The 13,636-nt window shown below is 70.2% G+C and carries 10 protein-coding genes and 3 pseudogenes; 9 read left to right on the top strand and 4 right to left on the bottom strand.

Translation table 11 applies throughout. The annotated features are described in order from the left end of the window. Positions 1-85: 85 nt before the first annotated feature. Positions 86-354 (bottom strand): annotated as a pseudogene (locus ACKTSN_RS44905) (substrate-binding domain-containing protein); the annotation flags it as partial. Between the two features lie 4 nt (positions 355-358). Between ACKTSN_RS44905 and ACKTSN_RS44910 the strand changes: the two are divergent. Beyond that, a pseudogene (locus tag ACKTSN_RS44910) lies at positions 359-1,072 on the top strand (glycoside hydrolase family 2 TIM barrel-domain containing protein); the annotation flags it as partial. Between the two features lie 129 nt (positions 1,073-1,201). On the opposite strand, the gene ACKTSN_RS44915 reads toward ACKTSN_RS44910, so the two are convergent. The 3 genes from ACKTSN_RS44915 to ACKTSN_RS44925 all read right to left on the bottom strand — a co-directional run bounded on the left by ACKTSN_RS44915 (position 1,202) and on the right by ACKTSN_RS44925 (position 5,237). Next, entirely contained in the window at positions 1,202-2,359 is a 1,158-nt protein-coding gene (locus ACKTSN_RS44915) for a S1 family peptidase (protein WP_409474325.1), read from the bottom strand. Positions 2,360-2,500: 141 nt separating this feature from the next. After that, positions 2,501-4,393, bottom strand: a complete 1,893-nt coding sequence (locus ACKTSN_RS44920; RefSeq protein WP_409474326.1) for an ATP-binding cassette domain-containing protein — start codon at positions 4,391-4,393, stop codon at positions 2,501-2,503. 223 nt (positions 4,394-4,616) lie between these two features. After that, a complete protein-coding gene (locus ACKTSN_RS44925) occupies positions 4,617-5,237 on the bottom strand; it encodes a hypothetical protein (protein ID WP_409474327.1) in 621 nt (206 codons plus the stop codon). Positions 5,238-5,475: 238 nt separating this feature from the next. Between ACKTSN_RS44925 and ACKTSN_RS44930 the strand changes: the two genes are divergently transcribed. From ACKTSN_RS44930 to ACKTSN_RS44965, 8 genes and pseudogenes are all read left to right on the top strand, one after another. Beyond that, entirely contained in the window at positions 5,476-6,852 is a 1,377-nt protein-coding gene (locus tag ACKTSN_RS44930) for a diacylglycerol/lipid kinase family protein (RefSeq protein ID WP_409474328.1), read from the top strand. Between the two features lie 138 nt (positions 6,853-6,990). Continuing rightward, complete coding sequence (locus ACKTSN_RS44935; RefSeq protein ID WP_409475084.1) at positions 6,991-8,082, top strand: acyltransferase family protein; 1,092 nt, start codon at positions 6,991-6,993, stop codon at positions 8,080-8,082. A gap of 125 nt (positions 8,083-8,207) precedes the next feature. Further along, positions 8,208-9,038, top strand: a complete 831-nt coding sequence (locus ACKTSN_RS44940; RefSeq protein WP_409474329.1) for a PP2C family protein-serine/threonine phosphatase — start codon at positions 8,208-8,210, stop codon at positions 9,036-9,038. A 59-nt stretch (positions 9,039-9,097) separates the two neighbouring features. Beyond that, positions 9,098-10,099, top strand: coding sequence for an MASE1 domain-containing protein (locus ACKTSN_RS44945; protein WP_409474330.1), 1,002 nt, complete (start codon positions 9,098-9,100; stop codon positions 10,097-10,099). A gap of 162 nt (positions 10,100-10,261) precedes the next feature. Further along, a pseudogene (locus ACKTSN_RS44950) lies at positions 10,262-10,372 on the top strand (ATP-binding cassette domain-containing protein); the annotation flags it as partial. Between the two features lie 22 nt (positions 10,373-10,394). Next, complete coding sequence (locus ACKTSN_RS44955; protein ID WP_409474331.1) at positions 10,395-11,285, top strand: ATP-binding cassette domain-containing protein; 891 nt, start codon at positions 10,395-10,397, stop codon at positions 11,283-11,285. Then, positions 11,282-11,800 (top strand): ATP-binding cassette domain-containing protein, encoded by a 519-nt coding sequence (locus tag ACKTSN_RS44960; protein WP_409474332.1) that lies wholly within the window; start codon positions 11,282-11,284, stop codon positions 11,798-11,800. Before ACKTSN_RS44955 ends, ACKTSN_RS44960 begins: the two co-directional genes overlap by 4 nt. Before the next feature lie 135 nt (positions 11,801-11,935). After that, positions 11,936-13,381, top strand: coding sequence for a glyceraldehyde-3-phosphate dehydrogenase (locus ACKTSN_RS44965; protein WP_409474333.1), 1,446 nt, complete (start codon positions 11,936-11,938; stop codon positions 13,379-13,381). The last annotated feature ends 255 nt before the right edge of the window (positions 13,382-13,636 follow it).

Consider the following 13,636-nt stretch of genomic DNA (forward strand, 5'->3'; position numbering starts at 1 on the left):
GCGTCTCACGCATCACCCGCATAGGGCCTGCCCGCGGCTCATGCCGGAATCGCGGGGCCTGACACCGTTCACCTGCGCCGATCAGTCACCGCCCCGTGGAGCCGACCTGATCCGCCGGACGGGCCCCGACGCCGCCCAGCGTGCTCTCCCGCTCCACCAGCCGGTACGGGGCGGTGAGTTCACGCCCGTCCGGCTCGCCGTTCCCCGACAGGCTGCGCAGCAGCGAGGCCACCGCCATGCGGGCGATGGCCTGCTTGTCCGGTGAGACGGTGGTCAGGGACACGGCCCCGAACGGCCCTCGGCGATGTCGTCGAAGCCCACCACGGCCACGTCCTGGGGCACCCGCAGCCCCCGGCGCGTCCCGCGCACGGTCCTGAACGGCGAGCCGGTCTTCCTCATGGCCACCCTGGACCAGGGCTTCTGGCCCGACGGTCTGCACACCGCGCCGACCGACGAGACCCTGGCGTACGACCTGAAGATGCACAAGAAGATGGGCTTCAACTCGGTGCGCAAGCACATCAAGGTCGAACCCGACCGCTGGTTCCACTGGGCCGACCGGCTCGGCCTGCTCGTGTGGCAGGACATGCCGGCCATGACCGCGGGTGTGAACCCGAGTGCCGAGGCCCGCGCGCAGTACGAGCGCGAGATGAAGCAGATGATCGACGAGCACATCAGCAGCCCCTCGGTTGTCACGTGGGTCACCTTCAACGAGGGCTGGGGTCAGTACGACGTCGGCCGCATCGCCGAGCAGGCGGGGGCCTGGGATCCGACCCGCCTGGTCAACAACCAGTCCGGCCTCAACCTCGGTGCCGACGGCGGCACCGGCGACATCATGGACGAGCACGGCTACCCGAGCCCGGCCCTGTCGCCCCGTCCCGACGGGCAACGCGCCCTGGTGTGCCGGGGAAGCAACGGCGCCGTCTACACCCAGATCTCGGACGTCGAGGGCGAGCTCAACGGCCTGCTGACGTACGACCGCAGGGTGATCAAACCGGATGTGCAACGCCTCGCGGCGGCCCACGAGACGCTGATCGACGACGCGTCGCGGCCGGCCCCCGCCGGGTGCGTCTGACGCCCGGTCGATCCCGGCCCGTGCTCTGTGCGCCGTAAGGTCCGCCCGCCCTGACGGTGGGCGGATCGCGGCCGGCGTGCGAGAGGGTCCCGCCGGACCACCGGCGGGACCCTCGGGTCGTGGTGCGGATCAGGCCGTGTGCAGGGTCAGCCCGTAGCGGTTGAGGATCTCGTTGACCGGCTGGAACCAGGTCTCACCGCCGCCGGAGCAGTTGCCCCAGCCTCCCGACGTGACCCCTTGTGCCTGGTCACCGCTGATGAAGGAGCCGCCCGAGTCGCCGGGTTCGGCGCAGACGCTGGTCTTCGTCATCTGATGCACCGCGCCCTGGCTGTAGTTGACGGTCTCGTTCCTGGCCAGCACGGTGCCGCAGTGCCAGTGGGTCGTGGAGCCGGACCGGCAGATCGAGGTGCCGACGGGTGCCTCGGCCGAGCCGCGCACCAGCCGGTCCGGGACCGTGCCCCAGCCGAGGACCACCGGGACGGTCCACCAGCCGCTGCCGACGCTGACCCACGCGTAGTCGTTGTCCGGGAACGAGGAGCCCTGGAAGGTGCCGATGTGTGTGCCGTCCCAGCCGCGCACAGCGGCGCCGCCCCCGCCGCAGTGTCCGGCGGTGACGAACCCGCCGTGGACCGAGAAGCCGATGGAGCAGCGGACGTTGCCGGTGTAGTAGGGGTCGCCGCCGACCGTTCCCGCCGCGAAGGTCCGCGGGGCGGCCGGGACCGTCTCCACGGTCACCGGCCCGGCAGCGCGGACACGGGCGACGAAGCGCCGGACATCGTTGTCGGCGCGCTCGGTCTCCACGACGTGCACCACGACCGCGTTGGCCGCCGGGTCGACGTGCCAGCTGCTCACGCCCGACGGGGCGGACAACCGGTCGATGCGTGCCTTGGCCGCGTCGAGCTGTCGCGCGCTGTGCTCGACGGTTCGGACGGTCGCGCCGGTGGACCGGACGGCCCGCAGGGTCGCGGCGGAGGCGTCCGACGTGACAGCGACGATCAACCGCTCGTTGTCCGCGTCGAACCACGAGCCGCCGTACGCGGCGCCGGCCGCCCGGCGCGCCGTCGGTGCGACGTCCCTGGCGGTGCGCTCCGCCGCCAGCCGTGCCTCCGCCTGATCCTTCGACAGGCCGAGGTCGCGCTGCATGGCGTGCAGAAGTCCGGCGGAGGCCGGCGGCGCGTCGTCGGCGGCGGTGTCGTGCGCCGCGGCCGGCAGGGTACCGGCGGCGGACCAGCTGCCGAGCATGAGGAGGGCGGCCAGGCCGACGTGCAGGAGTCTGATGCGTCTCACGGAAGGTGCCCTTCGTCGTTCCAGCAAGGTGGGGGTGGAACAACCGCAACTGAGAGCGCTCTCACGGGGGTTGGGCCGAGCGTAGCTCCGTATGCCTATCAGGTCCATGCCAATGTGCGGATTGCGCCGCATCTCGGTCGGCTATCGGTCCTGCGAGAGTTCCAGGAGTTCGGCGAAGGTGCCGCCGGCGTGCACGAGGTCGTCGTACCGGCCCTGTTCCGTGATGCGGCCCTCCTCCATGACCACGATGTGGTCGGCGATCTTCGTGTTCTCCAGGCGGTGGGTGACGACGATGGTGATGCGGTCGCCGGCGATGGCCTTGATCTTCTCGAAGATCTGGTGCTCGCCGCGCGGATCCATCTGGGAGGTGGGCTCGTCGAGGATCAGCAGGGCGGGACGCCGGTACAGCGCCCGCGAGCAGGCGACGCGCTGCCACTGCCCGCCCGACAGCTCCGCACCGCCGAAGACTTCCCGGGCGAGGAGGGTGTCGAGACCGGCGGGCAGTTCCTCGATCGGCCGGCGCATGCCGACGGCATCGATCGCCTCCCACACCGGCCCGTCGTCCCGGGTCCGGGGCTGGCCGAGGGTGACGTTCTCCCGCACGCGCAGTGGCCACTGCGCGAAGATCTGCGGCACAAGTCCCGTCTGCTGCCAGACAGTTGCCGGGTCGGTGCCGGCGAGGTCCAGGCCGTTCCAGGTCACCCGGCCCTTGTCGGCGAGGTAGATCCCGGTGATCAGGCGGGTGAGCGTCGACTTGCCGGAGCCGTTGGCGCCGACGACCGCGAGGATCTCGCCCCGCCGCAGGGTGAGCGACACACCGTGGACGGCGGGCCGCTCCTTGCCCGGGTACTGGTAGACGACCTCTTCCAGCCGGATCTCGTCCACCGGCGCGACGACCGACAACGCGCCCCGTTCGGGCGCTCGCGCCGAGGCGTCGTCCAGGAATGCCTGCATGTCGCTCAGATAGAGGCTCGTGTGGAAGAGCGCGGCACCGTTGATGATCACCTGGGAGAGGCCGGCGAGGGTCGTCTGGACGGCCACGACGGCCGTCGCGGCGAGCGCGAGCGCGATCCTCCCCGTCGTCGCCAGCCAGGCCAGCGTTCCCCAGGTCGCGACGAGGAACACGCCGGCGACCAGGGAGGAGGCCAGGGCGATGCGCAGCGTGCGCGGGGCGGCGGCCAGCGTGCGCCGGTCGCAGCGCTCGGACAGGGACTGGTACCAGAAGATGAGGTAGTCCGTCATCGAGTTCGCGCGGACCTCGTCGCCGTACTTGGGGGTCGTGGACCACCAGCGCATCATGCCTCTGACGTTGCGATCGGCGATGTTGGCGTAGTGGATCTCGTAGTCCACGCGCGCGGTGAGCACCGCGCCGACACCCGCCGGCAGCACGGCGAGGAGAAGCAGGGGCAGCAGCAACGGATTGAGCACGGACAGCGCTCCGGCCGCGGTGACCATCCGGATCAGGGCCGACAGGAACCGCTGTGCGTCCGTGACCATCACATGGGTGCGGATCACTCCCATTTCCGCGGCTTCCTGCCGGTCGGAGAAACCGTCGACGGCGTAGGCCGACGCCTCGACGCGGCACACCGCCTCCACGAGGGCGGTGTCCGCCTGGGTGGTGAGCCGGGGAGTGATCCGCCGCTCGGCGTAGGCCGCCACGACGCCCGCGACCCGGGCGACACCGGCGGCGATGCCGACGACCACCAGCGCCGGCAGGGCCTGCCGGAGGCGGTCGGTGACCGTGCCCGCGCCGAGCAGCGGTCCCATCGCCCGGGCCGTCGCCGTCAGCAGGACCGCGGCGGCGGCACCGGTGACCACCGGACAGGCCAACAGGATTACGACGGCCCGCCGTTCGATGCGCCAGGCCATGGCGATGATGCGGCCCAGGACCTTGGGGATCTGCGCGCTCAGCCTGCGGAAGGAGGCTTCGCCGAGCGGGTTCACGGAGTACTCGCCCGAGTACCTGATCTCGGCGGGCGGTGGGGGAGGGAGGGCTTGTGTCCGCCTCTCCTCCCGGGCATCTGCTGAGGCCAACTCGGTTCCTCCGGTTCGGTCTTGAAGTACGTGCCGACGGCGACATCCGGGTCAACGACGTGAGCCGCGTCATCGAACACACGTATTTCGGACGGACCGGAATCCGCAGGGCGGAGCGAGTGGAGGCTTGTGCAGGGGCCATCGACCGTTGGGCCGTCAGGGTCCGCAGAGACCCGGGATTGGCCGAAACGCCGAGGTGGAGGCGCATGAGGCGGGTGGGGCATCAATAGAGCTTGTTGACCGCCCTGACGGTCGTGGCCCTGAAGTCGTCGACCTGGGCATGCTCGAAGTTGCCCATCTGCGCCCACTTGACGACGGTCACGGTCCTGCCGTCCCGGCCGACCGAGAACAGCCCTATGTCGGAGGACCCCCAGGCGGAGGCGGTGTGGATGCCGTAGACGTGGGCACCTTCCTCGACGTTCAGCCGGCCGTAGTACTTCCTGGTCGCGGTGATGTCCGGGTACTGCTGCATCAGCTTCTTCGCGCAGTCGGCGAGGTCCTTGCGGAGCAGGGCGGCGAACGCCTTGGCGCGCCGCGTGTCCCGCTCGACGACCGTCACCTGAAGGGCGTTGGTGTCGTACTCGGTCCAGTACGTGCGGTGGGTGGCGATCGACGGCAGGGCCGCTCCCACACAGATCGGCAGCGGGTCCGGCTGCCCGGCGGTGACGGGCCCGGCGTACCAGGGCGACGTCGGGTGCGGCGGCAGCTCGCCCGGCTTGAGGAACCGGGGTGTGTCGGAGACCGACGTGCCGGCGGACGCCGCCGGGGCGGCGGTCAGGGCGACGGCCGCCCCGGTTGCCATGGCGGCCAGGGTGAGTCGGGTGCTTCGAGTGCGGACGTTCATGATTCCCTCCACATCGTTCGCTCACTACGCCTGGTACGACTCGCCGAGCTTTCCGTTCGTTGCCCTCTGTTCCTGCTACAGATCTGTCCCGAATGTCACTGAACGGCAACTTTGATCTGTTCCGCGCCGTTGTCCGGCCGGGGGACGAGCGTGAGATCTTGGAACGCCGCCTGCCCGTTCGCGAGGGCGCTGGGAGTGCTGTGACGGTGACGCCGACGGGGTGCGTGGAGGATCTGTGATGTCGACGCCGATGCAGCGGTTGCACCGCAAGCAGGCCTGGGCGGCCAGGGGAGCCCTGACTGCGGCGGCCGCGGCGGTTCTGCTGCCGCTCGTCCGTGGCGGCCCGGGCGGTCTGCTGCTGCTCGTCGTCGGGCTCGCGGGCCTCGCCCTCACCGTCGCCGCACTGTGGTGGGTGCTGTCTCGCCGCGGAGCCGTACGTGCCGGCGCCGCTCTGCTGGCCGTCGTCACGCCCATCGCCCTCGTCGTGCTCTTTCTGCGGGAGAACCTGCTCTGGGTGATCGCCCTGTCCGGGCTGCTCTGGGCCGCGGCAGTCTGGTGCGGCCGGTACGCGCTGCGCAGCACAGGGCTGCGCCAAGGGCGGATCAAGGAGTACCGGACGCCGCCCCCGAAGCGTCCCTTCCTGCTGCTCAACCCGCGCTCCGGGGGCGGCAAGGTGGAGAAGTTCGCCCTGCGCGACAAGGCCGAAAGGCTCGGTGCGCGAGTCGTCCTGCTGGATCCGGAACAGCATCAGGACGTGGCCGCCCTCGCGAGAACCGCCGTGGCGGACGGAGCCGACCTCCTGGGCGTCGCCGGCGGTGACGGAACACAGGCCCAGGTCGCGGCGGTGGCCGCGGAGCACGGACTGCCGTTCCTCGTGATATCGGCCGGCACCCGCAACCATTTCGCGATGGATCTCGGCCTGGACCGCGAAGACCCGGCCACCTGCCTCGACGCCCTCACCGACGGTGTCGAACTCCGCGTGGACCTGTGCTTCGCCGACGACCGCCCGTTCGTCAACAACGCCTCGTTCGGGGTGTACGGCGCGGTCGTGCAGAGCCCCGGCTACCGCGACGACAAGGTCGGTGCCGCGCTGGAGCTGCTGCCCGACCTGCTCACCCGTCAGCGCGGTCCACGCCTGACCGCCCACGCCGACGGCACCACGTTCACCGATCCGCAGGCCGTCCTGGTGAGCAACAATCCCTACCGCATCGACGACCCCCTTGGCTTCGGTCGGCGCCAGCGACTGAACTCCGGCCGGCTCGGCGTCCTCGCCGTGAAGGTGGACAGCGCCGTGGAGGCGGCCGAACTGCTGCTGGCCCCCCAGGGGGTCGGGGCGCTGACGGCTCGCGAGGTGGTCATCGACGCCGACGAGCCGCAGCTGGAGGTAGGCCTCGACGGTGAGGCCGTCACCCTGCGCACTCCCGTCCGCTGCCGCATCGAACGCCGCGCCCTGCGCGTCCGGGTCCCCCGTGAACGGCCGGGCGTCCCCGACCTGCCGCCCCGACTGGACTGGCGCCGACTGCGCAAACTCGCCGCCGCGGTGGGCCGTACGGCCGTCCCTACGCGCTCCGCTCACAGGCGCCGACCGCCGGGGGACGAGGAGCCCCGACGCTGAGAGGGCTGTACGGGGGCTCACTCGTGTGACTAATGTGCCCGCTGATGTTCACTGTTGAGATACCCCTGATTCATGTAGGACGAGGAACGGCGGCCCCGGGTTGCCTCGGGAGGTCCGGTGAGTGACGCCGTACGCTCGGTGGAACGCGCGGTCGTCAGGCCGCAGAAGGCCGCGTCCGGGACGGCCGAGGGGCCGGCCAAGCAGCGCGACGCGTTCTTCGACAACGCCAAGTACCTCGCGATCGTGCTGGTGGCGATCGGCCATGCGTGGGAGCCGCTGCGCAGCGAGAGCCGAACCGTCACCGCGTTCTACATGATCGTCTACTGCTTCCACATGCCGGCGTTCATCGTCATCTCCGGCTACTTCTCGCGCGGCTTCGAGGCGACCCCGGGTCGGATCAAGCGCCTGCTGACCGGTGTCGCCGTGCCCTACGTAGTCTTCGAGGTGGCGTACACCCTCTTCACACGGTGGGCCGACAACGAACCGGACCGGGCGTTCAGCCTGTTGGACCCCCTGTACCTGACGTGGTTCCTCGCGGCGCTGTTCGTCTGGCGGCTGACCACCCCGATCTGGAAGGTCGTACGGTGGCCGCTGCCGATCGCGCTCGGCATCGCGATGCTCGCCACCCTCACACCGTCCATCGGCAAGGACCTGGACCTGCAGCGCATGCTGCAGTTCCTGCCCTACTTCGTGCTCGGCCTGTGCCTGAAGCCGGAGCACTTCCAACTGGTCCGCCGCCGCGAGGTACGCCTGCTGGCCGTGCCCGTCTTCGCCTCGGCGCTCGTTGTGGCGTATTGGGCGGTCCCGCGGATGAACTACGCCTGGTTCTTCCACCGCACCAGCGCCGAACAGCTTGGCGCACCCGGCTGGTACGGGCCCCTCATGACGCTGGCCCTCTTCGGCTGCTCGCTGATCCTCGTCGCCTGCTTCCTCGCCTGGGTGCCGGGGCGTGCCATGTGGTTCACCGCTCTCGGTGCGGGCACGCTGTACGGCTATCTGCTGCACGGCTTCGGCATGCAGACCGTGAACCACTTCCACGTGTACGACAACGGCTGGCTCCACCGGCCGCTCGGCGAGATCACCGTGACCGTCGTCGCCGCCGTCGTCGTGACGCTGCTGTGCACCCCACCCGTGCGGTGGATCTTCCGCTTCGTGATGGAGCCGAAGATGGAGTGGGCCTTCCGGCGGACCACGCCTGCGGCAGGCGTTGCTGCACGCCCGCCGGCATGATCGGAAGCGCCCCACGGGGGCATGGCCGCGCGTGGTGTCATGCCCCGATGGGGCATCGCTATCATCCCTTGATGGGAAAAATGCTGCTTTGCCTCAGGGGGCTTCTGTCCTCGCCGGAGTGATCAATGTCCCGCACGGCCCCGACGGACGACGGCGACGAGCTGCTGGCCAGACTCGGATCGCTGACCGCCCAGGCGCGCATGCAGGCGGAGCTGCAGCGCTCCAGGGTCGAGCTGGCCATCGCCCTGCAGCGCGACATGCTTCCCCGGGATCTGCCGGTCGCCCGGGGGTTCCACCTGGCCGTCGAGTACGCACCGGCGTGCTACGGCCTGAATGTGGGAGGCGACTGGTACGACGCCTTCACGATGCCCGACGGCCGCATCGGGTTGTCCGTCGGCGATGTTCAGGGCCACAACATCGAGGCCGCCGCCTTCATGGGCCAGGTCCGGGTCGGACTGCGTGCGCTCGCTTCCGTCACGAGCGAGCCGGGCGAACTCCTCGCTCTGACCAATGACCTCATCCTGTCCCTCGGCGGCGATCTGTTCGCCACCTGCACCTTCATGCGGCTCGACCCGTCCACCGGAGTGCTGGAGAGCGCCAGGGCCGGACACATCCCCTGCGTCTGGGCCACGGCCGACGGGAAGTCCGGCGTCTCCGAGGACGAGGGAGGACCGCCCCTCGGCGTTCAGGAGGGCATGGAGTACCCGGTGACTCGGTACCGGCTCACCACCGGCGGGGTGTTCGTCCTGCTCACGGACGGTGTCGTGGAGGGGCCGACGCTGAACGTCGAGGCCGGGCTCGACCAGGTGGTGCGGCTGGCGGGGATCGCCGCCGTCGCGGGCATGGGGGCGGGCTCCCTCGCCGCCGCCGTGATCAAAGGTGCCGAACGGGTGGGGCACGAGGACGACGCCGCCGTACTGGTCGTCGGCCACGACGGGCTCGACGTTCAGCCATAGGGCCGGAGGGCACGTCTCCCACGTCGCCGACGTGGCGGCGCCGGTGTCTGATGGCTGCTGTGGTGGGTACCGAGGATCTACGCCGGTCAGTCGTCGTCGCCCTGCAGACGTCGGCAGTCGCCGCCGGCTACTACGCGGCGGGGTGGCTGGGCCTGATGCGGCCGCTCGTCGTCGAGGGCGCGGTGGTCACACCCATCTGGCCGCCGACGGGCGTGGCGGTGGCCTGCCTGCTGGTCCTCGGGATGCGCTGCTGGCCCGGCATCGCCCTCGGCGCCCTCCTCATCATGACGTCCCTCACCACGCTCCGGCCCGCTGCGATCGGCATCCTCGTGGGCAACACCGCCGCCCCCGTCTGCGGGTCTCTCCTGCTGCGCAAGGTGGGCTTCCGCACGGATATCGGCCGATTACGAGACGGTCTCGCGCTCGTGTTCCTGGGCGCCCTGACCGCCATGGTGATCAGCGCGACTGTGGGGGCCGGACTCCTTGTGCTCACGGGGCGCCTGGACGCGCCCGAATTCTGGCCGGTCTGGATGGCCTGGTGGGTCGGCGACGCGATGGGCGTCCTGATCGTCACCCCGGTCCTGCTCCTGCTGCACGGACTGCGTCGGCCACTGCGGGTGACCCGATGGAAGGAGGCCCTGTGCCTGGCCGTCATCGCCTGCGCTGTCGTGCCGGCGGCCACCCACAGCTCCATCAGCCTGCTGTTCCTCGTGTACCCGCTGCTGATCTGGACGGCACTGCGCTTCCAGCTCGCGGGCAGCATGCTGTGCGCCCTGTTCGCCTCGGTCATGGCCACCGTCGCGGCGACGGACCGGATAGGACCGTTCGAAGGGCTGACCCAGGTGGAAGTGATGACCAAGCTTCAGGCCTTCAACGGGGCGATGGCCCTGACCGCCCTGCTCCTGTCTGCCGTGATCACCGAGCAGCGCAACACCAGGCGGTCGGTGGAACGAGCGTGCCAGGAGCTGGTGGAGGTCCTGGAACATCTCACCGCAGGGGAGTTTCCGCCCGGTTGGCCGGCCATGGACGACGGCCGGCGCGGACAGCCGGGAGCGTCCTGAGAGACGGCCATCCGGCCGGTGCGCCGACGCCGCACGCGCCACCGACTGCTAAGGCATTTGCGTGACTCAGCTTCTCTTCCTCTGATCGGGCCTTGGCCCCGCTCCTCACACCACGGTTGAGGCGGCGGGAGCCGCGACGTCGCCCGCGGCGGCCGCACCGTCCTGCACCACGTCGACATGAACGTCTCCCCGCGATCACACTGGGGCGTCGTCGGCGAGAACGGCCGCGGCAAGTCGACCCTGCTGCATGTACTGGCCGGCACACTGCCCCCCGGACGAGGGGACCGTGCACCGCGTGGGCACCCTCGCCCTGGCCGGGCAGGAGATGCCGGCCGACGACGGGCGCACCCTCGGCGACATCATCGACGCGCACCTCGCCGACGCCCGCGCCGCCCTGCGGCAACTCGACGCCGCCGCGGCCGCGCTCGCCGAGGAGCGGCCCGGCGCCGAACAGCACTACGCCGACGTGCTGGAAGCGGCACAGACACTGGACGCGTGGGACGCCGACCGCCGAGTCGACGTCGCCCTGGGCGGGCTCGGCGCGGTCAGCGACCGTGCCCGCCCCCTCGCGACGCTGTCGGTCGGCCAGCGCTACCGGATCCGCCTGGCCTGCCTACTGGGCGCCGAGTACGACTTCCTGCTGTTGGACGAGCCGACCAACCACCTCGACCTGGCGGGGCTGGAGTACCTCACCGCCAGGCTGCGCGCCCACCCCGGCGGCGTCGTCGTGGTCAGCCCCGACCGCGCGCTCCTGTCGGACGTGGCCACCACCGTCCTCGACCTCGATCCCACCCGCGACGGCCGTCCGCGTGTCTACGGCGGAGGCTTCACCGGCTACCGGGAAGGCCGCGAGGCCGAACGGATGCGGTGGGTGGCGGAGTACGAGCAGCAGCAGACCGAACAGATCCGCCTCAAGCAGGCCCTGTCGGAGGCGCAGAACCGTCTGGCCACCGGCTGGCGGCCCGACAAGGGCACCGGCAAGCACCAGCGCGCCACCCGCGCCGGAGCGCTCGTCCGGTCCGTGCACCGCCGTCAGGAAGACCTGGAACAGCACAAGGTCACCGCCCCCGCCCACCCTTGCGCTTCTGGCTGCCCGACCTGCCCGCCCGGCCCGGTGTCGTACTGCTGCGCGCCGAAGCGGCCACCGTCGCCGGGCGGCTGCACCGATCGGCCGATCTGTCCGTGACATCCGGCGACAGGCTGGCCGTCACCGGACCCAACGGCGCGGGCAGGTCCACGCTCCTGTCCGTCCTGGCCGGACGGCTCGCCCCCACAACGGGCCGGGTCCACCGGCCGCGGAACATCCGACTGCACCTCCTCGGCCAGGAGTCACCGCACGCCACACACCGCCGGGCCCGAGACCTCTACGACGCGCACACCGCGCACCTGGTCACCGCCGGCGTCCTGGAGGAGGGCGAAGTCGTAGGGCTCACGGCACTGGGCCTGCTCACCTCGCGAGACGCCGGCAAGGCCGTGACCGAGCTGTCCATGGGCCAGCAGCGACGCCTCGACCTCGCCCTGGCGCTGGCCGCCCGCCCGCACGTCCTGCTGCTCGACGAGCCCACCGACCACCTGTCCATCGCCCTGGTCGACGAACTCACCGACGCCCTCCACGCCACCGACGCGGCGGTCGTCGTGGCCACGCACGACCGCCAGATGCAGCGCGACATCCGCAACTGGCCTCACCTGGCTCTGAGTTGACGGCCCAAATGCGGGGCCCCGTGCCGCGGGGCCCCGCAAGCGCGACCACGGAGCGCGCTGCGACGGCACCGGCTGTATGACCCGGAAGAGCGAACGTCTATCATATGAGCGCCGCCTAGCTCGAAAGATGTACTTGTGACTGTCAACGAAGACTCGTTCACCAACTGGAAGCACCGCGAGGAGATCGCGGAGTCGATGATCCCGGTCATCGGGAAGCTGCACCGGGAGCAGGACGTCACCGTCCTGCTGCACAGCCGCTCCTTGGTGAACAAATCGGTCGTCAGCATCCTGAAGACCCATCGTTTCGCCCGGCAGATCGCCGGTGAGGAGCTCTCGGTCACCGAGACGATGCCTTTCCTGCAGGCGTTGACCGCCCTCGATCTCGGCCCTTCCCAGATCGACATCGGCATGCTCGCCGCGACGTACCGGACCGACGACCGCGGTCTGTCGGTGCAGGAGTTCACCGCCGAGGCCGTGGCCGGCGCCACGGGCGCCAACAAGATCGAGCGCCGGGAGCCGCGCGACGTCGTCCTCTACGGCTTCGGCCGCATCGGACGGCTCCTCGCGCGCCTGCTCATCGAGAAGGCCGGCTCCGGGAACGGACTGCGGCTGCGGGCCATCGTCGTCCGCAACAGCGGAAGCCAGGATCTCGTCAAGCGCGCCTCCCTGCTGCGCCGTGACTCCATCCACGGCCAGTTCCAGGGCACGATCACCGTCGACGAGGCGAACAGCAGGATCATCGCCAACGGCAACGAGATCCAGGTCGTCTACTCCGACGACCCGACGACGGTGGACTACACGGCGTACGGCATCAAGGACGCCATCCTCATCGACAACACCGGCAAGTGGCGCGACCGCGAAGGCCTGTCGAAGCACCTTCGCCCCGGCATCGAGAAGGTCGTCCTGACCGCGCCGGGCAAGGGCGACGTCCCGAACATCGTCCACGGCGTCAACCACGACACCATCAAGCCGGACGAGCAGATCCTGTCCTGCGCGTCCTGCACCACCAACGCGATCGTGCCGCCGCTGAAGGCGATGGCGGACGAATACGGCGTCCTGCGCGGCCACGTGGAGACCGTCCACTCCTTCACCAACGACCAGAACCTGCTGGACAATTACCACAAGTCCGACCGGCGCGGCCGTTCGGCGCCGCTGAACATGGTCATCACCGAAACCGGCGCCGCCTCCGCCGTCGCCAAGGCGCTGCCCGACCTCAAGGCGAAGATCACCGGCAGCTCGATCCGTGTCCCGGTGCCCGATGTCTCGATCGCGATCCTCAACCTGCAACTCGCCCGCGAGACAACCCGCCAGGAGGTCCTCGACCACCTCCGCGATGTGTCACTGACCTCGCCGCTCAAGCGCCAGATCGACTTCATCAGCGCCCCCGACGCGGTCTCCAGCGACTTCATCGGCTCACGCCACGCCTCGATCGTCGACGCCGGCGCGCTGAAGGTGGAGGGCGACAACGCGATCCTCTACCTCTGGTACGACAACGAGTTCGGCTACTCCTGCCAGGTCATCCGCGTCGTCCAGCACGTGTCCGGAGTGGAGTACCCCACCTACCCGGCTCCGCTGCACTGATCTCGGCGCTTGCTGCGTCCCTGGCGAACACCGCGGGAGGTTCGCCAGGGACGACGTCGTTTCACGGCCTGTTGGAGCCGCGCACACGTGAATCCACGACGCGGTTGAACATGTCGGCGCTCGGCTGCGTATGTGACCGGAAGGCTTCCATGACCAGGTCGGCCATCAGTCGTAGGAGTACTCCGTGGGACGCAAGACGCGCAGACGCCCCAAAGGTGCAAGACGGGCGACATTCGCAGCTGTCGCTCTGATGTT

Origin of the sequence: Streptomyces flavusporus (genome assembly GCF_046267975.1) — a bacterium.
Classification (GTDB): Bacteria; Actinomycetota; Actinomycetes; order Streptomycetales; family Streptomycetaceae; genus Streptomyces; species Streptomyces flavusporus.